General features: G+C 57.1%; 22 protein-coding genes. 11 read left to right on the top strand and 11 right to left on the bottom strand.

What is annotated here, in order from left to right; genetic code table 11:
• Window positions 1–5: 5 nt before the first annotated feature.
• Together AC4ICF_RS19650 and AC4ICF_RS19645 are read right to left on the bottom strand one after the other, a co-directional pair.
• Window positions 6–2,444 carry a fimbria/pilus outer membrane usher protein gene (locus AC4ICF_RS19650; protein ID WP_439209979.1) on the bottom strand — a complete coding sequence of 813 codons (2,439 nt, stop codon included), beginning with the start codon at window positions 2,442–2,444 and terminating at the stop codon, window positions 6–8.
• 73 nt (window positions 2,445–2,517) lie between these two features.
• Complete coding sequence (locus AC4ICF_RS19645) at window positions 2,518–3,078, bottom strand: fimbrial protein (RefSeq protein WP_491466127.1); 561 nt, start codon at window positions 3,076–3,078, stop codon at window positions 2,518–2,520.
• Window positions 3,079–3,531: 453 nt separating this feature from the next.
• Between AC4ICF_RS19645 and ygiD the strand changes: the two genes are divergently transcribed.
• On the top strand, window positions 3,532–4,320 hold the full coding sequence (gene ygiD, locus AC4ICF_RS19640) for a 4,5-DOPA-extradiol-dioxygenase (RefSeq protein ID WP_316379920.1): 789 nt from the start codon (window positions 3,532–3,534) through the stop codon (window positions 4,318–4,320).
• Between the two features lie 39 nt (window positions 4,321–4,359).
• On the opposite strand, the gene AC4ICF_RS19635 is transcribed toward ygiD, so the two are convergent.
• The 3 genes from AC4ICF_RS19635 to tolC form a co-directional block, all read right to left on the bottom strand.
• A complete protein-coding gene (locus AC4ICF_RS19635) occupies window positions 4,360–5,520 on the bottom strand; it encodes a glutathionylspermidine synthase family protein (RefSeq protein WP_316379921.1) in 1,161 nt (386 codons plus the stop codon).
• Between the two features lie 2 nt (window positions 5,521–5,522).
• A complete protein-coding gene (locus tag AC4ICF_RS19630; protein ID WP_028014445.1) occupies window positions 5,523–6,188 on the bottom strand; it encodes a DUF1190 family protein in 666 nt (221 codons plus the stop codon).
• 160 nt (window positions 6,189–6,348) lie between these two features.
• Complete coding sequence (gene tolC, locus AC4ICF_RS19625; RefSeq protein ID WP_316379922.1) at window positions 6,349–7,836, bottom strand: outer membrane channel protein TolC; 1,488 nt, start codon at window positions 7,834–7,836, stop codon at window positions 6,349–6,351.
• Window positions 7,837–8,040: 204 nt separating this feature from the next.
• Between tolC and nudF the strand changes: the two genes are divergently transcribed.
• The 5 genes from nudF to parE are packed head-to-tail and all read left to right on the top strand — an operon-like array spanning window position 8,041 to window position 12,449.
• Window positions 8,041–8,673, top strand: coding sequence for an ADP-ribose diphosphatase (gene nudF, locus AC4ICF_RS19620; RefSeq protein ID WP_116342078.1), 633 nt, complete (start codon window positions 8,041–8,043; stop codon window positions 8,671–8,673).
• Window positions 8,670–9,092, top strand: coding sequence for a DUF1249 family protein (locus AC4ICF_RS19615; RefSeq protein WP_061097042.1), 423 nt, complete (start codon window positions 8,670–8,672; stop codon window positions 9,090–9,092). The genes nudF and AC4ICF_RS19615 overlap by 4 nt, the downstream gene beginning before the upstream one ends.
• A 27-nt stretch (window positions 9,093–9,119) precedes the next feature.
• Window positions 9,120–9,947 carry a 3',5'-cyclic-AMP phosphodiesterase gene (gene cpdA, locus AC4ICF_RS19610; protein ID WP_116342076.1) on the top strand — a complete coding sequence of 276 codons (828 nt, stop codon included), beginning with the start codon at window positions 9,120–9,122 and terminating at the stop codon, window positions 9,945–9,947.
• Entirely contained in the window at window positions 9,947–10,528 is a 582-nt protein-coding gene (gene yqiA / locus AC4ICF_RS19605) for an esterase YqiA (RefSeq protein WP_023331317.1), read from the top strand. Before cpdA ends, yqiA begins: the two co-directional genes overlap by 1 nt.
• A 28-nt stretch (window positions 10,529–10,556) precedes the next feature.
• Window positions 10,557–12,449: a DNA topoisomerase IV subunit B gene (gene parE, locus AC4ICF_RS19600; protein WP_316379923.1), complete on the top strand. Its 1,893-nt coding sequence runs from the start codon at window positions 10,557–10,559 to the stop codon at window positions 12,447–12,449.
• Between the two features lie 104 nt (window positions 12,450–12,553).
• On the opposite strand, the gene AC4ICF_RS19595 is transcribed toward parE, so the two are convergent.
• The gene (locus AC4ICF_RS19595) at window positions 12,554–14,692 is read right to left on the bottom strand and encodes a TonB-dependent siderophore receptor (RefSeq protein WP_316379924.1); all 2,139 of its coding nucleotides are present in this window, start codon (window positions 14,690–14,692) and stop codon (window positions 12,554–12,556) included.
• A 384-nt stretch (window positions 14,693–15,076) separates the two neighbouring features.
• Between AC4ICF_RS19595 and AC4ICF_RS19590 the strand changes: the two genes are divergently transcribed.
• From AC4ICF_RS19590 to AC4ICF_RS19570, 5 genes are read left to right on the top strand one after another with little or no spacing between them, the layout of a single operon-like run.
• Complete coding sequence (locus AC4ICF_RS19590; protein WP_116342275.1) at window positions 15,077–15,889, top strand: ABC transporter ATP-binding protein; 813 nt, start codon at window positions 15,077–15,079, stop codon at window positions 15,887–15,889.
• Window positions 15,886–16,869, top strand: coding sequence for a FecCD family ABC transporter permease (locus tag AC4ICF_RS19585; RefSeq protein ID WP_316379925.1), 984 nt, complete (start codon window positions 15,886–15,888; stop codon window positions 16,867–16,869). Before AC4ICF_RS19590 ends, AC4ICF_RS19585 begins: the two co-directional genes overlap by 4 nt.
• Window positions 16,866–17,906 carry a FecCD family ABC transporter permease gene (locus AC4ICF_RS19580; RefSeq protein WP_316379926.1) on the top strand — a complete coding sequence of 347 codons (1,041 nt, stop codon included), beginning with the start codon at window positions 16,866–16,868 and terminating at the stop codon, window positions 17,904–17,906. The genes AC4ICF_RS19585 and AC4ICF_RS19580 overlap by 4 nt, the downstream gene beginning before the upstream one ends.
• A gap of 9 nt (window positions 17,907–17,915) precedes the next feature.
• On the top strand, window positions 17,916–18,866 hold the full coding sequence (locus tag AC4ICF_RS19575) for an iron-siderophore ABC transporter substrate-binding protein (RefSeq protein ID WP_163329690.1): 951 nt from the start codon (window positions 17,916–17,918) through the stop codon (window positions 18,864–18,866).
• A complete protein-coding gene (locus AC4ICF_RS19570) occupies window positions 18,863–19,738 on the top strand; it encodes a MurR/RpiR family transcriptional regulator (RefSeq protein ID WP_163329689.1) in 876 nt (291 codons plus the stop codon). Before AC4ICF_RS19575 ends, AC4ICF_RS19570 begins: the two co-directional genes overlap by 4 nt.
• Window positions 19,739–19,755: 17 nt before the next feature.
• Here AC4ICF_RS19570 and lysM read toward each other — a convergent pair whose 3' ends face one another.
• The 5 genes from lysM to qseB all read right to left on the bottom strand — a co-directional run bounded on the left by lysM (window position 19,756) and on the right by qseB (window position 23,308).
• Window positions 19,756–20,196, bottom strand: a complete 441-nt coding sequence (gene lysM, locus AC4ICF_RS19565; protein WP_028014428.1) for a peptidoglycan-binding protein LysM — start codon at window positions 20,194–20,196, stop codon at window positions 19,756–19,758.
• Window positions 20,197–20,281: 85 nt separating this feature from the next.
• A complete protein-coding gene (locus AC4ICF_RS19560; protein ID WP_116342064.1) occupies window positions 20,282–20,596 on the bottom strand; it encodes a putative quinol monooxygenase in 315 nt (104 codons plus the stop codon).
• 31 nt (window positions 20,597–20,627) lie between these two features.
• A complete protein-coding gene (locus tag AC4ICF_RS19555) occupies window positions 20,628–21,209 on the bottom strand; it encodes an NAD(P)H-dependent oxidoreductase (RefSeq protein ID WP_024906501.1) in 582 nt (193 codons plus the stop codon).
• A 105-nt stretch (window positions 21,210–21,314) separates the two neighbouring features.
• A complete protein-coding gene (gene qseC / locus AC4ICF_RS19550; protein WP_316379927.1) occupies window positions 21,315–22,652 on the bottom strand; it encodes a quorum sensing histidine kinase QseC in 1,338 nt (445 codons plus the stop codon).
• The gene (qseB, locus tag AC4ICF_RS19545) at window positions 22,649–23,308 is read right to left on the bottom strand and encodes a quorum sensing response regulator transcription factor QseB (protein WP_163329687.1); all 660 of its coding nucleotides are present in this window, start codon (window positions 23,306–23,308) and stop codon (window positions 22,649–22,651) included. The genes qseC and qseB overlap by 4 nt, the downstream gene beginning before the upstream one ends.
• Window positions 23,309–23,342: the final 34 nt, after the last annotated feature.

Here is a 23,342-nt window from a genome sequence, read left to right as displayed (position 1 = left end):
ATTTCTTACTGACATGGCAGTATCAACTGCATACTGTTTTCGAGTTGTGAAGGTAACACGAAGCGACACTGCTGATTGTCCCCCCACGTTACGCGGAACTGCTGTTCTGGCTTTACGGCGCCCAGCCAGACGTGGCCATCATCGGCGACCATTCCAATCTGTCGATCGTTATCCAGCAGGCGAACAATCGCCCCCAGCGGCGGCGTGCCGGACGGCGTACGTAAGATGCCTGTAATATCGTTGCCTGCGCGGGTTGCAATTTGACGGTACCCGATGGCGCCCTCTGTCCAGGTTGAAGTCACGACGCGGGTGTCCACGTCTACGCCGTCGGGCAGATTGTTCATATTGACCTGCACGCTGGAGGGCGAATAGCTGGAAATGGACGGTAAAACGCCAATGCCAAAGCGGTTGGTTTCATCCCGCGACATGTTCAGCGGGATGTTGCCTACGCCGTCGGTACTGACCATCACGCGCGGCTCGTTACCGTAGCTGCGACGATGCAGCGCAGCACCTTTGGCCGTTGAGGTGAAGGAGCCATTCCAGCTGGCACTCAGGGAATTGTATTCATTAGCCTTATAACTCCCGGAGAGATTCAGGTCGCCATATGGAGAATAATGTTGATAGTTACCGCTCACCTGCGCGCCGGCATCTGATTTCTCGCTCTCGGTACCTGCGGAAACACCCCAGGTATTGTTGCGGTCTGATGTGTCATACCACGAAACGTTCTGGCTCAAACTGTCGCCGTTACGCAGGTCGTAATTCAGACGATGATCGGGGTCGAGCGGTACGCTCAGTGAGAGGTAGAACTGCGTATCGTCGTCTTCGTCTTCATAGTGCGTTTTACTCCACGACATGGTGACGCCCAGGTTTTTCCAGCGACCGATGTCAAAGTTATAGCCTGCTGTCACGCTGCCCGTTGTGGAGGGGGTGTCATTCCACCAGGTTTGACGCAGCATGTTGACATAGAGGTTGAGCGATAGCGCTGAAATGTACTGGCTTGCCGTCACGCTGAGCGTCTGTTTTTCTGACTGGCGGTCATTATTGTCATCATCCAGAAAACGGGCGTAGCTGAGAAACTGCGGGTCTGAGTAGCGATAGCTGGCGAGCGTAAGCTGGCTGCCGGTGGTATCGAAACGTTTACTGTAGTTAAAGCGGTAGCTGTAACCTGTCTGGCTATTCTGATTGGGCAACCGGCTGGTCGCCTGCGTCACGTCAAAAGAGAGGGCGCCCAGGTACTCCATATTTTGTCCGATCCCGGCGGCAACGGACCGGTAACGATCGCCATCGGCGAGCGAACCGCCATAAAGGGAGGTTTGTGACAGCATACCCCAGGAGAATTCACCGCTCATAAAGGCGTTATCTTCAACGTCATGAGACGCGTCTTTTCGCGCTTTTCCGGTCGCCAGCTTATAGCGAACCTGACCTTTACGCGTTAAAAACGGCACCGATTCTGCCGAGACCTGGAAGGTGCTGACGCGCCCATCCTCTTCCGTCACCTTGACGTCCAGCGTGCCCTGCACCGACTGGTTAAGATCCTGAATAACAAACGGTCCCGGCGGAACTTTACTTTGATAGATCACACGATCGGCCAGGCTGACCGTGACCGTCGCGTTGGTTTGCGCAATCCCGGTAATTTGTGGCGCGTAACCCCGCAGGGACCATGGTAGCATGCGTTCATCGCTGATCAGGGAGGCGCCGGTATAGGTAAACGCATCAAAAATGGCAGACTGAAAATCCGTTTCGCCAAGGGTCAACTTCGCCCCGAGTGAAGGCAAGGGGCGGAACATGTAAACACGGGAAAAACGTCCGTCATGTTCAGAGCCGGCGTCGGTATGCGTTTGTGTGTACTGATAATCGCTGCGCAACCGCCATGGACCCATATTGGCACCGGCGGTCCCGTAGGTGTTGGCGTTATCCGAGGCCGATCCGTTATTGGGCTGGTAATGGCTGGCGAACAGGTTGTAATCCAGCAATACGCCAGGCACGCCGTTATCCCATGTGGAGGGAGGCATCCAGTCAGCGGCACGATACTGCAGCCATGCCTGCGGAACGGTAACTTTTAACGTTTGGGTTGCTTGCTCAAACGTAAAGGTAATATCGGGCCGGGAGGTGAAATCAATGCATCCGTCTTTTTCGGGTAAAGCGTTACGAATATCATCTTTTAGCGCAAAGGTATCAGCCAGTTCAGACGGAATACATACCTGTACTGAATCATTAAACGCTTTCCAGTTAAGCTGCCATCCGTTCGCCAGTGGAACGTCATTAATAGAAACGGTAACAAAATAGCTTCCGGGGATGACGGCTATTTCATCTTTAAAAAGAGAAAGATCGACGCTGCCTCGCTGGTCTTTATCAATAGCATTGATATTAAACTCAGTGGCGTAGGTGCACTTCGTCATTAACAGGGACGCAATGATGATTGTTTTTTGTAATTTATATGTCATCATCCTGTTACTCAAAATAATGTTGCGGACCGACTGACGCATTAAGCCAGCCGGTCTGTTTTGTCGCGTAGTATTATTTGTACATCAGCACATAGTTGGCGGTGGCTTCTACCTGGCCGGCAGTCGCGGTTTTACCTGCAGGCACTTCCATTAACGCTTTAAAGTGCAGCGTTTGAGTAGTGAAGCCTGCCAGCAGATCAACTTCATTAGCCGCGCCCAGCGTGATGTTGGATTCGGCGTTATCCAGCAAACGAACGCCCACGTTCTGTGCGCCGCTGGCGTAGGTGTTGGTCATGAGACTGGTGTCAGTCGCGTCTGTTGCTGCGCTGGTGAAGGTGACATCGACTTTGGTAATTGGCGTGTCGGTCTCATCAGCAGGATCGTCAAGCTGGCAGTTTTCCAGGTTGATATCAACCGGAACAGCAGTAGACTTTTTGTTGGCATTAATAACGGCAGTGGTCACTTCACCCAGGTCAACTTCTTTGTCAACGCTGTCCGGTGCAATGCTGCATGGTGCATCAATAACCACGCCTTTAAATTTAATTTTGCCGGAACCCTGTTCTTCCGCGAAGGCAGAACCCGATACAATGGCAGCCATCGCAACCGCTAACAGTACTTTTTTACCCATATACATGAAAATATCCTTTTTCAAATGAATTCATACTCTGAATATTAATTTCAGAAAGCAGTTTGAGTATACGGGAGGACGGAGAGAGAATGCGATTACTGTAGCTTAAAGCTAATTTAAGTTAACCTTTATATATAATTTCTGTTGATTGTAAGGTCCGGCCTGCTCTCCTGATTTAGCGGCTTAGCAGCGATGATGATATAATTTTTTTTAATGTATTTTTGGTCGATATAAATGTTGACATTAATTTTCTAATATTTACTGGCATTGGTGCGGGTTATTATTGTCATCTTTATTTTACAGCCAGTGAGTATAGTCTGATGAGGGGGGCTGTACGTGGTTAAGCAGCCTCATATTCAAATTTCCTGATGATGATCTTCACGGTTATCTGCGTTCATCTTTATCTGAATACGCGTAATGTAGAACCATCAAATTGACACCTTCTCTAAGGATACCACCATGTCTTCTTCTCGTATGCCGGCCCTGTTTTTAGGCCACGGTAGCCCAATGAACGTTCTGGAAGACAACGTCTATACCCGCGCCTGGCGCCATCTTGGCGAGACGTTGCCGCGACCGAAGGCGATTGTGGTGGTGTCCGCGCACTGGTTCACCCGTGGCACTGGCGTGACCGCCATGGAAGCGCCTAAGACCATTCATGATTTCGGCGGCTTCCCGCAGGCGCTGTACGACACGCATTATCCGGCTCCAGGATCGCCTGAGCTGGCGCAAAAGCTGGTGGATTTGCTGGCTCCTGCCCCGGTCGCGCTGGATAAAGAAGCCTGGGGCTTTGACCACGGCTCGTGGGGCGTGCTGATAAAAATGTACCCCGATGCGGATATCCCGATGGTGCAGTTGAGCATCGACAGCACTAAACCGGCTGCCTGGCATCTGGAGATGGGCCGCAAGCTGGCGAACCTGCGTGATGAAGGCATCATGCTGGTGGCAAGCGGCAACGTGGTGCATAACCTGCGCACCGCGCGCTGGCACGGTGAGAATACGCCTTACCCGTGGGCGACCGCTTTTAACGACTACGTCAAAGCGAACCTGACCTGGCAAGGCCCGGTTGAGGAGCATCCGCTGGTGAACTATCTGGATCACGAAGGCGGTTCGCTTTCTAACCCGACGCCGGAACACTTCCTGCCGCTGCTTTATGTTTTGGGCGCATGGGACGGTCAGGAGCCGGTTACTATTCCGGTTGACGGCATTGAGATGGGTAGTTTGAGTATGCTGTCGGTGCAGGTTGGGTGAAAACATGCCGGGCCAGGCGAAGCCGCCACCCGGCAGATCTTACTCTACGAAAATATGCGGATAGAACCGTGACAAATCCTGCGTGATCAGCGCGCGGTCTTCGCGAATGCCAATCCCGGCGGGCCGATCGTTGATGAGCCAGCTGCCAATCAGCGTATAGCTGTCGCCAAACTTCGGCAGTTGCCAGAATTCCTGGACGATCATTCCTTCTTCGCCGTACGGTCCTTCAACCGCTTCCAGCGTTTTACCGTTTTCGATAATTGAGACGTTCGCCCCTTCGCGGGAAAAAATCGGTTTAACGACGTATTTTTCCATCGGCGGGAAATCATCTTCCGCAAAATACGCTGGCAGCAGGTTAGGATGGTTCGGGAACATCTCCCACAGCATCGGCAGCAGGGCTTTATTAGAGATAATGCTCTTCCATGCCGGTTCCAGCCAGCGCACGCCCGCGTCTTCCAGCTTGGTGGAGAACATTTCGCGCAGCATGTATTCCCACGGATAGAGCTTGAACAGGTTGCTGATCACCTGATCCTGCATATCCGTAAACTGACCTTTTTCCCCCAGGCCGATATCCTCGATATAGAGGAACTCGGTCGCCACTTCAGCTTCAGCAGCGCAGTCCTGCAGATACTGAACCGTACCACGGTCTTCTTCCGTGTCGCGGCAGCAGGCAAGATGCAGCAGGTTGAAGCCAAACTGCTCCCGCAGCTCGGCAAAACGCTCAATCAGCTTTTCCTGCAGGCTGTTGAACTGGTCGCTGCCTTCCGGCAGGTTTCCGGCGTTCATCTGATCTTCCAGCCAAATCCACTGGAAGAACGCCGCTTCATAAAGGGAGGTTGGCGTATCTGCGTTGTTTTCTAACAGCTTCGGTTCACCCACGCCGTCCCACGTCAGATCGAGGCGAGAGTAAAGCGAGGGCTGATTTGTTTTCCACGACTGCCGGACGAAACTCCAGGTGTGCTTCGGAATACGGAATTTGGTCATCAGCGCGTCGCTGTCGATGACTTTTTCCACAACCTTCAGGCACATCTGGTGCAGCTCGGCCGTCACCTCTTCCAGTTTTTCCACCTGGTCGAGCGTCAGTTTGTAGTAAGCATCTTCACACCAGTACGGCTCCCCGTACATGGTGTGAAAGTTAAAACCGTATTCGGTGGCTTTTTCGCGCCAGTCCGGGCGCTCGGTAATACCGACTCGTTCCATGATCAGCCGCCCATTGAGCGAGTAGAAGTGCCTGTTGCACTACGCTGCATGCTGGTCTGTTTTGCCACAGACTCACCGAACCCACCGCGGGTGATGGTGCTGGTGGTTGCAGGCTTCGGCGCCATCGCGGTTTTCGGGACGGTCACGGTGCGGCCCGGGGTCGCTGCGCCGTAGCCTTTGCCGCTGGCATCGGTATATTGACCATAAGCCGGACTGGCCGGGTTTTTCGAGCTAAACAGCGGTTGCTGCTGATAGCCTGCACCGCCACCCATCAGGCGGCCCATCATGTAGCCTGCCATTAGTGGCATCCAGAAGCTGCCGCTGGACTGCGCCTGCGCCTGATTTTCCGGCGCAGTACCTGCCTGAGCCGGCGTCTGCTGACACTGACCTTCACCAAATTCCGCCACGCAGTCTTCGCGTGAGGCGTATTTTGGCGCGGTGCGTTCCGCTTCTTTCAGCGCGTTGGTGTAGGCGGTTTTACATTCTGCAGCCTGGCCGGTTGCGGCAGAGCAGTCGTCCGCGTTTTGATACAGCGATACCGTTTCGTCGTTTTTCTCACAGCCTGCCAGCATAAAGACAGCGGTTACTGCCAGCGCAACAGGGGTGAGGTGACGTGCGTTCCAGCTTTTGCGGAACGACGCGTGATTGATCGTTTTTGTCCGTTTCATGTTTGTCTTCCAGGACCCAGTGGTAATAACGCTCAGGATAGTGGATGAGTGGTTGAAAATGAAGCGAAGAGGGGTGGAATCAGGGGGATCTTTACGTTGGCTTACGTTCGGGGGGATGCAGATGCGCCCTCTCCCGGTGGGAGAGGGCGTGATAACAACTTTAGTTACGGAACGGGTTAGAGCCTTTGCTGGCGGACGTAGTAGTACGCGCTGCCGCTGGCTGCGCAGCAGGCGCGCTGCCAGCGGCGTTGAAGTTATCAACGGCGGCAACCTGCTCCGGGTTCTCCGGCGCAACGCTTTCCGGAGAGGTGGAGACCGGTTTGCCCAGCGCACTGTTCAGCATCTGCAGATCCTGCTCGTTCAGCGTACCGAGCGCCTGCTTGATGTTCAGCTGGTTAATCAGGTACTGGTAACGCGCGCTTGAGAGTTGCTGCTTCGCGTTGTACAGCGTGGTGGTCGCGTCGAGCACGTCAACGATGGTGCGGGTACCCACAGAGTAACCGGCTTCCATCGCGTCCAGGGAGCTCTGTGCAGACACCACGGCCTGTTTATAGGCATTGATGCTGCTGATGGAGGCGTTGACGTTGTTGAAGGAGGAGCGAACGGTCTGCACCACGTTGCGGTGCGCGCTTTCCAGCTGCTCGCTCGCGCCAACAAAGTTGTACTGCGCCTGTTTCACCTGGGAGTTAACCATACCGCCCTGATACAGCGGCAGGGAGAAGCTCAGGCCCACTTTGTTCTGACCCATATTGCTGTCGTCATAAGCCTGTGAATTGGCACCATTCGTTTTAGAGCCGCTATAGGTGGTATCAGAGACGCCGGTCGACGCGCTCAGGCTCAGGGTTGGCAGATGGCCATCCTGCGCCTGACGAATTTGCTCGCGGGCCAGGTCCTGGCTCAGACGCGCCTGCAGCAACGTCAGGTTGCGGTTTTCCGCCTCTTTCAGCAGGGCGTTAACGGCCTGCGGCTTATCCGTTTTGAAGCTGTCCACGTTCAGGGACGCCAGCTCAGGGTAGTAATTTCCGGTCACCTGACGCAGGGATTCCAGCGCGTTGTCGAGGTTGTTACGCGCGGTCACTTCGTTAGCCAGCACGGTGTCGTACTGTGAACGGGCGTTCTGCACGTCGGTGATCGCCACCAGACCCACGTTGAAGCGCTGGGTGGTTTGATCTAACTGGCGGTAGATCGCCTGTTTCTGCGCTTCGGTGTAGGAGAGCGCGTCAATGGCGCTCAGCACGTTGAAGTACGCGGTTGCAGTGTTCAGGATCAGCGTCTGCTGGTCGGTCTGATAGGTCACATCCTGGATGCCCGCGCTCTTTTCCTGCAGGGTCAGGGCGCGCCATTTGGACATATCAAACAGCGTCTGTGTTAATTGCAGTGAGGCGCTGGTAGCATTGGAGTTAACGCCGTTAGCGTCGCGGAAACCGTTGCTGTAGGTATAATCTGCACCTAAACCTAACTGCGGCAGCAGTGGGCTACGCGCTTCGTTAATCTTTTCAAACGCAGCATCACGATCGGCCGCTGATTTACGTAAATCAGGGTTGCCCAGACGTGCCTGCTGGTAGACCTGTAACAGGTTTTCCGCCTGGCTCATTGCACTGAAGCCCGTCAGGCTCAGGCCGATAAGGATGGGGAGCAATTTCTTCATTTGCATTCCTTGTTGTGAAGCAGTATTAGCGCTGATCTAATTAAAAAATAATTGCCGATTCTAACAGAATCATCCACACCAAAAGGTTGGCGTTACGTGCCATCTGGCGGTAATTTGCACCAATCTACCATATAGCCTTACAAACGGCAGCCAAACAGCCTTGAAATTCACAATTTCATCACCATTGCTACCAGGACTCGACTCATGCAAAAACCAGAAAAGTTGCCCGTGACATTCGCCAAAAACGATGTAGAAATTATTGCACGAGAAACGCTTTATAGCGGTTTTTTTTCAATGGATCTTTACCGTTTCAGGCATCGCCTGTTTAACGGCGAAATGAGCGGCGAAATCAGACGCGAAATTTTTGAGCGCGGGCATGCGGCTGTCTTGCTACCCTTTGACCCAGTGCGTGACGAAGTCGTGCTGGTGGAGCAGATCCGCATTGCCGCGTATGACACCAGCGAAAGCCCGTGGCTGCTGGAGATGGTGGCCGGGATGATCGAAGAGGGCGAGTCAGTTGAAGACGTCGCCCGTCGCGAGGCGCTGGAAGAGGCCGGGCTGGTGGTTGGCCGCACAAAACCGGTGTTGAGTTATCTGGCAAGCCCGGGGGGCACCAGCGAGCGCTTGTCCATTATGGTGGGCGAAGTGGACGCCACGACGGCGGAAGGGATCCACGGTCTGGCTGATGAAAACGAAGATATTCGGGTTCATGTGGTGAGCCGGGAGCAGGCTTATCAGTGGGTAGAAGAGGGTTTAATCGACAACGCAGCGTCTGTCATCGCCCTGCAATGGCTGCAGCTGCATTATCAGACATTACGAAACGAGTGGAAAAAATGAAGCGCTATACGCCTGACTTCCCAGAAATGATGCGCCTGTGCGAAACCAATTTCGCCCAGCTGCGCCGCCTGCTGCCGAGAAACGACGCACCCGGCGAAACGGTAAGCTATCAGGTGAGCAACGCGCAGTATCGGTTAACGATAACAGAATCAACGCGCTACACTACGCTGGTGGACATTGAGCAAACGGCACCCAGCATCAGCTACTGGAGCCTGCCGTCTATGACGGTGCGTCTCTATCACGACGCGATGGTCGCTGAAGTGTGTTCAAGTCAGCAGATCTTTCGCTTCAAGGCGCGGTATGATTATCCGAATAAAAAGTTGCATCAACGCGACGAAAAGCATCAAATTAACCAGTTTTTAGCCGACTGGCTAAGATATTGTTTAGCACATGGAGCAATGGCGATTCCGGTTTGTTAGCGTCATAAACCTACCTAAGGACACCATTTGGAAAGCCTGTTGAACCTGACTGTTGCTGGTGGGGCGCCAGTCAGGATATTACAAATCACCGATACCCACCTTTTTGCCGAAAAGCATGAAACTTTGCTTGGGGTTAATACCTGGGAGAGTTATCAGGCGGTACTGAGCGCCATTCACGCTGAACATCGCGACTGCGACCTGATTGTCGCAACGGGCGATCTGGCGCAGGACCAATCCTCCGCGGCCTACCAGCATTTTGCTGAAGGCATCGCGAGCTTTAGCGTGCCCTGCGTCTGGCTGCCCGGAAACCATGACTTCCAGCCCGCGATGTACAGCGCCCTTCAGGATGCGGGAATTTCTCCGGCGAAATGTGTTTTTGCGGGTGAACAGTGGCAGATCCTGCTGCTGGACAGCCAGGTGTTTGGCGTCCCGCACGGTGAGTTAAGCGAGTTTCAGCTCGACTGGCTTGAGACCAAACTGGCTGCTGAGCCTGAACGTCACACCCTGCTGTTACTTCATCATCATCCGCTACCGGCGGGCTGCAGCTGGCTGGATCAACACAGCCTGCGCAACTCCGCGGCGCTGGATAGCGTGCTGGCGAAATTCCCACGGGTGAAAAATCTGCTGTGCGGGCACATTCATCAGGAACAGGATCTCGACTGGAACGGACGCCGCATGCTGGCGACGCCGTCGACCTGCGTGCAGTTTAAGCCGCACTGCGCCAACTTTACGCTGGATACCATCGCGCCGGGCTGGCGCTGGCTGGAACTGCATGCCGACGGCACGCTGACCACGGAAGTCTGCCGCCTGGCGGGCGCAGAGTTCCGACCGGATACCGCTTCAGAAGGCTACTGATGTCTACGCTCCTTTATCTGCACGGATTCAACAGCTCGCCGCGCTCCGCAAAAGCGACGCAGTTTCGCCAGTGGCTGAGCGAACATCACCCCCATGTTGAGATGATCATCCCGCAGCTGCCACCATACCCGGCAGAGGCGGCGGAAATGCTCGAATCGATCGTGCTTGAACACGGCGGTGAATCGTTTGGCGTGGTCGGCTCATCGCTGGGCGGATACTATGCCACCTGGCTCTCACAATGCTTTATGCTGCCGGCCGTTGTGGTTAATCCGGCGGTTCGGCCGTTTGAGCTGCTGAGGGACTTTCTTGGTGAAAACGAGAACCCCTACACCGGACAGCAATATGTGCTAGAGTCACGCCATATTTACGATCTCAAAGTTATGCAGGTCGACCCGCTTGAAGCGCCGGATCTCATCTGGCTGCTGCAGCAGACGGGTGATGAAGTGCTGGATTACCGCCAGGCAGTGGCGTATTACGCCTCCTGCCGCCAGACTATAGAAGAGGGCGGAAACCATGCTTTCACGGGCTTTGAGAATCATTTCACCCAGATTGTCGATTTTCTTGGACTGCACAGCCACTGACAATCAATGCGAATTGCTAGTTTAAATCATGACGCAAACCTATAACGCTGATGCCATTGAGGTCCTCACCGGGCTTGAGCCGGTTCGCCGCCGCCCGGGGATGTACACCGATACGACGCGCCCAAACCATCTGGGCCAGGAAGTTATTGATAACAGTGTGGACGAAGCGCTGGCGGGCCATGCCAAACGCGTTGACGTCATCCTGCATGCCGATCAGTCGCTGGAAGTTATCGACGACGGTCGCGGCATGCCGGTGGATATCCACCCGGAAGAGGGCGTGCCCGCCGTTGAGCTGATCCTCTGCCGTTTGCACGCGGGCGGTAAGTTCTCCAACAAAAACTATCAGTTCTCTGGCGGCCTGCACGGCGTGGGGATTTCCGTGGTGAACGCCCTGTCCAAACGCGTGGAAGTCAACGTCCGCCGCGACGGTCAGGTGTACAACATCGCGTTTGAAAACGGTGAAAAGGTGCAGGATCTGCAGGTCGTCGGCACGTGCGGTAAACGCAACACCGGTACCAGCGTCCACTTCTGGCCTGACGAAAGCTTCTTCGACAGCCCACGTTTTTCCGTTTCTCGCCTGACGCACCTGCTGAAAGCCAAAGCAGTGCTCTGTCCGGGCGTGGAAATCACCTTTAAAGACCACGTCAACAACACCGAGCAGGCCTGGTGCTACGCCGATGGTCTGAACGACTACCTGTGCGAAGCGGTAAACGGCCTGCCGACGCTGCCGGAAAAACCGTTCGTCGGTAACTTTAGCGGCGATACCGAAGCCGTGGACTGGGCGCTGCTGTGGCTGCCGGAAGGCGGCGAGCTGCTGACTGAGAGCTACGTCAACCTGATCCCGACCATGCTCGGCGGTACGCACGTCAACGGCCTGCGTCAGGGTCTGCTGGACGCGATGCGCGAGTTCTGCGAATACCGCAACATTCTGCCGCGCGGCGTGAAGCTGTCGGCGGAAGATATCTGGGATCGCTGCGCCTACGTGCTCTCCGTGAAAATGCAGGATCCGCAGTTTGCCGGTCAGACTAAAGAGCGTCTCTCCTCACGTCAGTGCGCGGCGTTCGTCTCCGGCGTGGTGAAAGATGCGTTTACCCTGTGGCTGAACCAGAACGTTCAGGCGGCTGAGATGCTGGCTGAAATGGCCATCTCCAGCGCCCAGCGTCGTCTGCGCGCCGCCAAAAAAGTGGTGCGTAAAAAGCTGACCAGCGGCCCTGCGCTGCCGGGCAAGCTGGCCGACTGTACCGCACAGGATCTCAACCGTACCGAGCTGTTCCTCGTGGAAGGGGACTCGGCGGGCGGGTCGGCCAAGCAGGCGCGCGATCGTGAATATCAGGCGATCATGCCGCTCAAGGGTAAGATCCTGAACACCTGGGAAGTCTCTTCAGACGAAGTGCTGGCCTCGCAGGAAGTGCATGATATCTCCGTTGCGATCGGTATCGATCCGGACAGCGAAGATCTGAGCCAGCTGCGCTACGGCAAGATCTGTATCCTCGCGGATGCGGACTCTGATGGTCTGCATATCGCCACGCTGCTGTGCGCGCTGTTCGTGAAGCACTTCCGCACGCTGGTGAAAAACGGCCACGTCCACGTTGCGCTGCCGCCGCTGTACCGTATCGACCTTGGCAAAGAGGTTTACTACGCGCTGACGGAAGAAGAGAAGGCGGGCGTGCTGGAGCAGCTTAAGCGTAAGAAGGGCAAACCAAACGTGCAGCGCTTTAAAGGGCTGGGCGAAATGAACCCGATGCAGCTGCGCGAAACGACGCTGGATCCGAACACGCGCCGCCTGGTGCAGCTGACGATCAGCGACGAAGACGAACAGCAAACCAACGCCGTGATGGATATGCTCCTTGCCAAAAAACGTTCGGAAGACCGACGTAACTGGCTGCAGGAGAAAGGCGATATGGCGGATATTGAGGCCTGATGATCCCCCTCACCCCGGCCCTCTCCCCAAAGGGGAGAGGGTGTTAAATTCCCCTCTCCCCTTTGGGGAGAGGGTTAGGGTGAGGGGAACTCCTCGCACTAAAATCAAAACTCCATCTTCACCGTAAACTGCACTTCGCGCGGATCGCCAATCTGATTGCCCAGGTTGTTGGTCGCAATGGACGACGTGTAGTAGGTCTTATCAAACAGGTTTTTCACGTTCACCTGCAGCGTCACCGGATACTGTAGTTTCATCTTGTACGCCGCAAACGCGTCCGCCACGAAATAGCCCGGCAGATAATAATCCGCACCGTTGGTTGCCGAGCGACGGCTTACGCCGTGCCCGCCGCCGCCGAGCGTCAGGGTATTCCCGGCAAACGCATTGTGAATATCGTAGGTCAGGAACAGGGAGCCGGTGTGGCGCGGCACGTTCGGCAGCGGTTTACCCGCGTAGTCCGGGTCCTCCAGCACTTTCGCGTCGGTATAGCCGTAGCTGGCGATAATGTTGGTGTTCTCCGTCAGCGACCCCGCAAGATCCACCTCTACGCCCTTAGAGCGCACGCGGCCCGCGGTTTTGGCGATGGTTTCGCCCCCAATGCTTTCAGTGTACAGCACGTTGCGCTTGTGAATATCAAACAGCGCAATGTTGGCGGTAACACCTTCGAACAGGTCAAACTTTGCGCCCACTTCATACGCATTCGACGTTTCCGGCGGCAGGTCGCCAATGTAGCTCGCAATGGACGACTGCGGCATAAACGTCTGCGAGTAGTTGGCAAACAGCGAGACTGCTGGCGTCAGTTTGTAAACCAGCCCCAGCTTTGGCGTCCACTGCTCGTCGCGGCTGTCGGTATTGACGTTAAACGGACGGCCTTTGCCCGCGTACTGGGTGTAATACTGGTAGCGTAGCCCGGCGACGGCGATCCATTTATCCGTCAGGTACAGGGCATCCTGAGCGTAGGCCGAGTAGCTCTCCTGCTTGAGCGTCTGGTCGCTGTCAGCGGCGGAGACGGTTGTACACTCGTCGAGTTTGCCATAAACCGGATTATAGATATTGAAACCTTTGACGTTCTTACAGCGCATCATGTCCGTGCGCAGCAGATCGTAATTTTCATACGACACGCCGGTGAGGATCTCATTATAAAAGCCCGCGATATCCACGTTGCCCTGCAGATCCGCACGGGTGCTGTGCATGCGCTGGGTCGAGCCCTGGGTCGCATCCACCCGGCGGGTCAGGGTGCCGGTTTTTGAATCGTAGGCCATAACGCGGGCCTGGTTGTCGCTGTATTTATCCTGGCTGTAGCTGTAGTCGAACTTCGCGGTCCACTGGCTGTTGAGGCGATACTCCGCGTTAAGCTGAGCGAGATCGGACTGCCCGTCGGTCACGTTAAACGGCTCGTCAAAGCGGGTTTTGCGATCGACATTCACTGGCTGTTTGGTGTTGAGATCGAAGATCGTTCCGCGATCGAACGGCGTCTTATAGTCGCGATGCGAATAGAGCACGGTCACGGTGGCATCGTCGCCGAACCAGGTCAGCGACGGGGCGATAAACGTGCTGCGTTCGTTGCCGAAGTTGCGCCAGTAGTCCTCGTCCTGATACTCGCCCGTGAGGCGATACGCCAGGCGCGTGCCCTCAATCGGGCCGGTAACATCGACCTGTCCGGTGCCGCCGCCAAAGCTGGAAGAGGTGGCAGAAATCGAGCCGCCGAAGGTCTTCTCCGGGCGCTTCGTGACGACGTTAATCAGGCCGCCCGGATCGAGAATGCCGTAAAGCGTCGAGGCCGGGCCTTTGAGCACCTCCACGCGTTCGGTTGCGGCGTTAAAGCTGCGCGGCAGGACGGTGCGCAGGCCGTTGGTCATGATCGAGCCGTCGCGGTTTGCGCCAAACCCGCGGCGTACAAAGGCATCCTGCGTACCGCCCAGGGTGTTGGTCTGCACCACGTTGCTGACGTTATAGAGCGCTTCATCCAGCGTGGTGGCGTGCTGATCCGCCAGCACCTTATCGCTGACGGTATTCACCACCTGCGGGATATCCAGCATCGGCATGTTGGTCAGCGTGGCGGTGGAGGTGTTCAGCGGCTGGTAGCCGTTGGTGGCCTCCGCCGTAGTGTTTGGATCGGCGGTGACGGTAAGTGTTTCGCCGTCTTTAGCCGTGGTGTCTGCTGCCTGCACCAGCGGCGCCATAAACAGCAGTGAAAAGAGCGCGCGCCCTTTTACCCCAGAGAGTGAAGGTGTGAACGTAGCCATTACATCTGTTATCCCAAAATATCCGTGAAGCATATTCACGGAAGAACGTGTGAGTCATTGCCCTTTATGGTCTGCTCGTTAGCCAGAACCGGCATCGAACATGTAATTGAGAATCATTCAATCATGCGGAAATGTAGTAGTAAATGAAAAAAGATAAAAATCGGCTACATCTATGAAACGTAACGGGAAAGCACAGCTATAACTCATTATTTCATTGAAAATTAATAATTTGTTGTTTTGCTTGTTAGTGTAGTAACGCTCCGTTACCCCTGGTTTATTCAGGGTGTTTCTTCTCTTGACTACTACATGGCTCGGCCTCAAACTCTCAAAAGAGAATGATTTTTATTTATATTTGTTTCCCTTTTTTATTACGTTGGCATGCACGTGGCTCACAACACGACAAAACCGGGACTGGTTCTGGAGAATCTTTCTGCCGGTTATCAGAAAAAAATCATCGTTGATGATATTTCCCTTGCGATCCCCCAGCAGAAAATCACCGTTCTGGTAGGGGCGAACGGCTGCGGAAAATCCACGCTGCTGAGTACCATCGCGCGTTTGCTCCAGCCGCTTGGCGGCGCGGCGGTTCTCGACGGCAAGGCGATCCACGCGCAGCCGACGAAAGCCGTCGCCCGCCAGCTTGGCATCCTGCCGCAGTCTCCGCTGCTGCCGGAAGGGTTAACCGTCTTTGAGCTGGTCTCGCGCGGGCGTTTTCCCTGGCAGAACGTTATGCGCCAGTGGAGCGACGAGGACGAGCAGGCGGTGGAAGAGGCCCTGCGCCTGACCGGTACGGCAGAGTTTGCCCACATGCCCGTGGAAAGCCTGTCCGGCGGCCAGCGTCAGCGCTGCTGGATCGCCATGGCGCTGGCGCAGCAAACGCCGTATATCCTGCTGGATGAACCCACCACGTTCCTCGATCTCCGCTATCAGGTGGAGATCCTCGAACTGCTGCATACGCTGACGCGCGAGCATGGACGTACCGTGGTGGTGGTACTGCACGATCTTAACTTCGCCGTAAACTACGGCGATTCGCTGGTCTTTTTACGCCAGGGAAAAGTCGAGGGCGTACTGCATGAGGGAGACGCCTGCACGCCTGAGCTTATTAAAGCGGTGTTTGATGTCGACGTACATATGTCCATCAATCCGCTGACCGGTAAACCGTTCTTTATGCCGTTTCGCCAGGTCGCAAAACAGCCATGATGCGCACCTCTCTGGCTTTCCTGATTTTCGCCGTGCTGCTGGCAACGGGCGCGATTGCCCATCTGGGGATCGGCGCCCGCCTTATCGCCCCGCAAACGGTGGTGGAAGCACTCTTCCACTTCGATCCGCGTAATTTCGATCATAACGTCATTATCAAACTCAGACTGCTGCGCCTCTGCGCCGCGATGGTGACGGGCGCCGCGCTCGGCGTGGCGGGCGTGCTGCTGCAATCCACGATCCGCAACCCGCTCGGCGAACCGCATATTTTGGGGCTCAACGCCGGGGCAGCACTGGCTGTGGTGCTGACGAGCGCGCTAGGGATGACGCTGCCGTTTGGGCGCCCGCTGATTGCCGCCGCCGGAGCCGCGGCGCTGTTTCTGCTGGTGCTCACGTTCTCCTCGTCCGGACGCACCGGGCTTACGCCGATGAAAGTCACGCTGTGCGGCGTGGCGATGTCGGCGTTTGTCTCGTCGATTACCGCCACGGTGCTCATCCTGGATGAACAGACGCTGCTCGCCATGCGCACCTGGCTGGCGGGGGATTTGGCGGGGGTCAGCGGTGAAACGATTACCGCTGCCCTGTGGGTGGCTGGCGTGGGCTTTGCGCTGGCGCTCTGGCTGTCGCCCTCGCTCAACATGCTGGCGCTGGGCGACAGAATGGCGCAGGGGCTTGGCGTATCGCTGCTGAAAACCCGGCTGTTCGCTCTGCTGGCCATCGCGCTGCTCTGCGGTGCGGCAGTCTCCATTGCCGGACCGATCGGCTTTATCGGGCTCGTGGTGCCGCAGCTCGTCCGCCGTCTGGTGTCGGTCGATCTGCGCGTGATGGTGCCGCTGTCCGCCCTGTGCGGGGCGCTGGTTCTGCTGCTGGCGGATATCGCTGCCCGCACGCTGTTTTCGCCCTGGGAGCTGGCAACCGGCATCATGACCGCGCTGGTTGGCGCCCCCGTCTTTATCTTCATGGCCTCGAGGATGTTCAAATGAACCGTGCCGGACTGCGTGCGCTTCGGGTTGGCGCCTTCTCGGCGTTGGTCCGTCCAAAGGCGTTGGCGTATCTGGCCGTGCTGACGCTGGCAGCCTGCTTGCTGGTAGGTTTTGGCCTGACGCATGGTTCTCTGCCCATCCAGACTTCCGCCATCGGGCGTGCGCTGTTTTATCCAGAAAGCCTGACGGCGGAGGCGCGCTATATCGTGATGGATATCCGCCTGCCGCGCCTGCTTATGGCGGCGCTGTGCGGTGGGATGCTCGGTATGGCGGGGGCGGCAATGCAGTCTATTACCCGAAATGGCCTGGCCGATCCGGGGCTTATCGGGGTGAAAGAGGGCTGTAGCGCGGCGGTACTGCTGCTGATATTTCAGTTCCCGGCGCTGGGCCTGGCCTGGCGGCCGCTGGTCGGCATGGCCGGGGGGCTGCTCACCGCGCTGCTGGTGATGGCCCTGGCGCGCGATATCTCACGTCCGCGATTCATCCTGATCGGCATCGGCGTGTCGTGGGTCTTTGCCGCCGCAATGGGCGTTTTTATGACCACGGCGGACGTGCGCGACGTGCAGACGGCAATGCTGTGGCTGGCGGGCAGCCTGCACGCCGCAAACTGGACGCTGGTTTGCATTGCCGCTGTCTGGACGCTTCCGGCGTTTGCGCTGCTGCTGCTTACCGCCCGCGCTGCCGACGTGGCGCTGCTCGGCAACCACGTCGCCGCGGGCCTTGGCGTGCGCGCACAGCGGCTGGCGCTTCTAAGGGTTCTCGCCCCGGTAGTGCTGACGGCGGCCTGCGTCTCCTGCGTGGGCAGCATTGGTTTTGTCGGTCTGATTGCGCCGCATATGGCGCGCCTGCTGCTCCGCGGCGGGCAAACGGCGCTCCTGACGGGTAGCGCCGTGCTGGGGGCGCTGCTGGTGCTGCTGGCGGATAACGTCGGGCGGCTGGCATTCCTCCCGCTGCAGCTGCCGGCGGGAATTGTGATTTCACTGATTGGCGGACCGTTTTTCCTGCTGCTGCTCTGGCAGCGTCGGGACAGATTTTAGAGGGTTAACATGCGCATACTGTTTTCGATGCTGTTGCTGGTGGGGTTTGCGGCGAGCGCGGCTGAGCCGACGCAGACGTTTACTGACGATCTGAACCGTAAGGTGGTGGTGCCGGTGCATCCGAAACGGATCGTCTCGTTACACGACCTGGACATTACCATTCCGTTAATTGAGCTTGGCGTACCGCCGGTGGCGAGCCATGGCCGCACCCGGCCGGACGGCAGCCACTTCTTGCGTTCCAGCGGCATGTTGACCGGCGTCGACTTCGATAATTCCGACATCAAGTTTATCGGCACTGCGGATATCGATATCGAAGCCATTGCCGCCGCAAAACCGGACCTGATCGTTACCGAGCCGACGCGCAACACCCCGGTGGAACAGCTGGAGAAAATTGCCCCGACGGTGAGCATCGATCATCTCGACGGCGGCGCGCCGGAGATCTACCGCAAGCTGGCGCAGCTGACCGGAACGCAGGCGCGGCTCAGGATTCTGGAGCGGCGCTATCAGGAGCAAATTAAGGCGCTGAAAGCGACGATTGATACCCGCAAGGTGAGCGTGTCGGTGATTCAGGCCAATCAGGGGAAAATCAACGCCATGCACAGCTACCATTCGCTGGGGCGCGTGCTGCGTGATGCCGGGTTCACCTTCCCGCCGCTGATTGAGTCCATCCCGGAAGGGGGGCGCATTGACGTCAGCGCCGAGCGGCTGCCGGAGCTGGATGCCGATTTCGTTTTCGCCACCTGGCGCGGGGATACGGGCGGCAAACCGCAGGATGAGCTGGCAGCGATGGATGCAGTGATGCCGGGTTGGTGCCAGTTCCTGAATGCCTGTCGAACCGGACATTACGTGCTGATCTCGCGTGAAGAAGCTATCTCGAACTCGTTCGCCTCGTTAGGGCTGATGGCCGCGCAGGTGCAGTCGCACATTGCCGGACGTCCGCTGCCGGAGGCGTCACGATGAGCCGTAAAGTTGATCTCTTCGGGGACCGCCTCCGCTCGCGATCGCACCAGCTCACGCCTCGGCTGCTGCAGGTGGCGCGCTATATCAATGAAAATCGGGAAGCGGTGATGGAACAGACGGCAATGGAGATCGCGACGCTGCTGAAAACGTCGGATGCCACCGTCGTTCGCGCCATCCAGGCGCTGGGTTTTGCCGGGCTGCGCGATCTGAAGCAGACGCTGGAGCAGTGGTTTGGCCCGGTCGTGACCTCCAGCGAAAAGATCTCCACCACGGTAAATACGCTGACCAGCGACGTCAATGCGAGCATTGATTTCGTGCTGGAGGGGCATCAGCATACCTGTGAAGTGTTGTCTGAACCCCATAACCGCTTCGCGATGGCGCAGGCGGTCTCGCTGCTGGCGCAGGCGAGGCAGGTTGCCATATTTGGAATTGGCGCGTCCGGGATTTTGGCCGAATACACCGCCAGACTCTTTAGCCGGATGGGGCTACCCGCCACGCCGCTTAACCGTACCGGAATAGGGCTGGCCGAGCAGCTGATCGGGCTCCAGCGCGGAGATGTGCTGATCATGATGGCGCAAAAATCCGCGCACCGGGAAGGGCAAACCACGCTGCGCGAAGCAAAACGGCTGGGTATTCCCACGATTTTGCTGACCAATGCCATCGACTCGCGATTCAGCAAAGAGGCCAGCGTGGTGATCCACGTCCCGCGCGGCGGCGAGAAAGGTAAAATCCCGCTCCACGGCACGGTGTTGCTGTGTCTGGAGATGATTATTTTATCCGTGGCCTCCACCGAGCCGCAGCGCACCATCAAGTCGATGAAGCGCATCAACGAGTTACATCGTGGGTTAAAACCGGGGAAGAAAAGCAGCTGATTTCCCCGGCTCGCGGATCACGCTTTCGGAATACGCAGCGTCTGGCCAGGATAGATTTTATCCGGGCTGGAGAGCATCGGGCGGTTAGCCTCAAAAATCTTATTGTACTGGTTAGCATCGCCGTACACGGTTTTGGAGATAGCGCTCAGGGTATCGCCGGATTTCACCGTGTAGTAGGTGGCTTCATCTTTGGCATCGGTCGTGGTGATGTTGTTCTCCACCTCGCTGACGCCCGCGATGTTCCCGACGGCAACCTGGATTTTTTCCTTCTGCTCCTGGGTCAGCCCGTCGCCCGTCACGCTGGCTTTGCCGTCGGTAACGTTAACCTGAACTTTGTCTGAACCGGGAATGTTGAGTTTCTTGAGGTGCTCGGTGATTTTGTCGCTCTGACCTTTATGGTCGGTCAGGTTATCCCATAGCTTTTCGCCTGCTTCTTTTACGAAGTTAAAAAGACCCATTCCATCCTCCTGTTAATCATGAAGTCAGAATAAGCATAGCAGGTCAGAGAGATTTCCCTCCCCGGAAGGAGAGGGAAGGCAGGTTTTAAACCCCTTGCTCCAGAATACGGATGTGGGTCTCCAGCACGTCACCCTTCACCGCATCGCTCCAGGCTTTCATGTGCGCGGTCTGCAGGTGCGCTTCAAGGTGCGCGACGGTTTCCCACTGCTCAACCATGATAATGGAGTCTGGCGCGGTGGACTGGAAGCTCGCGTCGGTAGCGGCGTCCACCATCGGCGCGTAGCCGTGGCAGCCTTCTTCTTTCAGTACGGTTGGGATGATTTTCGCGAACTGATCCAGCACCGCCTGGCGGTGATGTTGACCTGGACGAGTACGGATTTCTGCGATTACTGTAAGCATGGTTACTACTCCTTTAATTCCAGGCTACCAGTTAAGCAAAAATTTTCGCGAGATGCTTGCGATATTCTGCGATATAGCTCGGGACGTCCGGCATTTTTATCACGTCGTTAACGATAAAGGTCGGCAGCGGATCCATGCCCAGGAACTGATTCGCCTTGTGGAACGGCAGGTACGCGCCGTCGACGCCCACGCCCTCGAAGAACTGATCTTTTTCGGTGAAGGCTTCCAGAGGAGCGTTCCAGGTGAGGGAGAGCATATATTTTTTACCCTGAATCAGGCCGCCGGAGCCGTATTTTTTAGATGCGTCTGAGCGGGTGCGGCCGTCGCTGGCATACAGTGAACCGTGACCTTCGGTGAATACGTCGTCCATGTACTTTTTCACGGTCCACGGTGCGCCCATCCACCAGCCCGGCATCTGCCAGATCACCACGTCGGCCCACAGGAAGTTCTGCACTTCGGCCTTCACGTCATAGTTGCTGTCCGCACGTACGACCTTAACATCATGCCCGGCGTCGCGCAGGAAGCCGTCCGCGACCTCGGTCAGGGTGTCATTCAGCTGGCCTTTAGAGTGCGCAAATTCTTTTGCGCCGTTGATAATCAGAATGTTGCTCATTTATTGTCCTCGATGCTGAGAGTATGTCCGGTATTCTACGCGCGAGGGCGGAGCGGAAAAATGAGCAAAATGTGCAAAGTCTTTTGCGCGTAGTGCAATAATCCCTTACCAGCTGACCTTCACGTCAAAGCCGCCTTCAGGCGCATTGCCCAGCGAGACGCGCATGCCGTGCAGCGCGGCAATGCGTTTCACAATGGATAATCCCAGCCCGCTGCCCGTTGCGTCCTGACCCGGCGGACGATAAAACCGCTCGCCGAGACGCGCCAGCGCATCGGGTGAAATGCCCGGGCCGTTGTCGCGCACGGTGAAGCTACGGGTGTTCAGCGTCACGTCTACCACGCTGCCGCGCGGGCTGTAACGGGTAGCGTTGTCCAGCAGGTTACGCGCCAGCAGGCTCAGAAGCAGCTGTTGACCCGTGCGAGTCACCTCCGGCGCGTTGATGTTAAGACGAATATCAATACCCGCCTGCTGCGCCGAAGGGTAGATATCCATCACCGCAGACTGCAGCAGGTCGGCCATCGCTATCTGTTCTACGCCGTCCAGACTATCCAGCGAGTCCAGGCGCGACAGGGTGAGGAGCTGATCCACCAGCCGGGAGGCGCGGTCGATACCCGCGTGCAGCTGCGCCAGCGCTTTTTCCTGCGCCTGCGGATCGTCCTGTGAAAGCTGCGCCACGTCGGTTTGCACCTTCAGCGCGGCCAGTGGGCTGCGCAGCTCGTGGGCGGCGTCGGAGGTGAAGCGGCGCTCGCGGGCCATCATCTCCTGGGTACGCGCAAAAAGATGGTTCAGCGAGTTGAGCAGGGGGCGCACCTCCGCAGGCACGTCCTGAGTGGGCAGGGCGTCGGTGGCGTCCGGCGAGCGGGAACGCAGGGTCTGGGCCAGCTTTTTCAGGGGCTTTAGTTCCCGGCTCAGCAGGACAATAAGCAACAGCAGCATCACCGGCAGCGCCACCAGCCACGGCGTCAGCTGCGAGCTGACCACGTCCAGCGCCATATCCTGCCGGTACTCCCACTCCTGGCCGACCACCACGCGGTATTTTCCGTCTGGCGACGTCAGCCATAAAAAGCGCCATTCGTCGTTGTCATCCTGAAGCCGTCCGTCATCAAAGCCGTCGCGACGATAGTGATACGGAATATCGCGCCCGTTTTCGCCGTCGTTAAGGATCATCGTGCCATCTGAAGCGTAAATAGCGAAGGCCAGCGCGTCATCGTCCAGATGCCCGTGTTTGGCCTTTTTCGGCACCTCGCGCATGCGCTCCGGCGCGCGGATCTCGTCAAGATCCATCGTCAGCAGCCGTTTGGCAAACAGCATCTGCTGCGTATCGAACAGCTTATCGAGCTTGTGGGTAGTCTGCTGCCACGCCACCAGGCTGGCGGCAAACCAGGCCGTCAGAGACAGCGCTAAAAAGAGAAGCGTCAGGCGCAGCTTCAGGCTCAGCTTCATGCGTCACCCAGGGTATAGCCGATGCCGTGCACGGTGCGGATAAACTCGCTCCCGAGCTTGCGGCGTAAATGATGAACATGGACTTCCACGGCGTTGCTGGAGACGTCATCGTCCCAGGTATAAAGCTTTTCCTCGATGAGCTTGCGCGGCAGCACCCGGCCCGCGTTACGCATTAACAGCTCCAGCAGGGCGAACTCTTTCGGTTTAAGCGTCACCGTTTCGCCCTCCAGCGTGGCGATGAGGCTTGCCGGGTCGAGCGTCACCTTGCCGTGGCGCAACTCGCTGCGCGTCTGGCCGTGGCTGCGGCGCACCAGCGCTTCCAGGCGGGCAGCCACCTCGATCAGCGCGAACGGCTTACAGAGATAATCGTCTGCCCCGAGGCGCAGCCCCTCGACGCGCTGGTTCAGCGCATCCCGCGCCGTCAGGATCAGCACCGGCTCGCTGCGCCCGCTTTCGCGCCAGGCGCGCAGGATGTCCAGACCGTCCAGTTCCGGCAGGGTCAGATCAAGCACGACGGCATCATAGGGCGCAGAGGCGAGCGCGGCCTGTCCGGTTTTCCCGTCGGTAAACCAGTCCACGCTAAAGCCCAGTTTGCTTAAGCCCGCTTTGATGCCATCACCAATTAACCTGTCGTCTTCTACCAGTAAAATGCGCATGTTCCCTCCTTGATGCCGTCAGTAAACCCTCTGC

Source organism: Enterobacter sp. ECC_219_Taxon_10 (assembly GCF_058354905.1).
The sequence above is the reverse complement of the archived record's forward strand: the minus strand, read 5'-3'. Positions and strand labels throughout refer to the sequence as shown.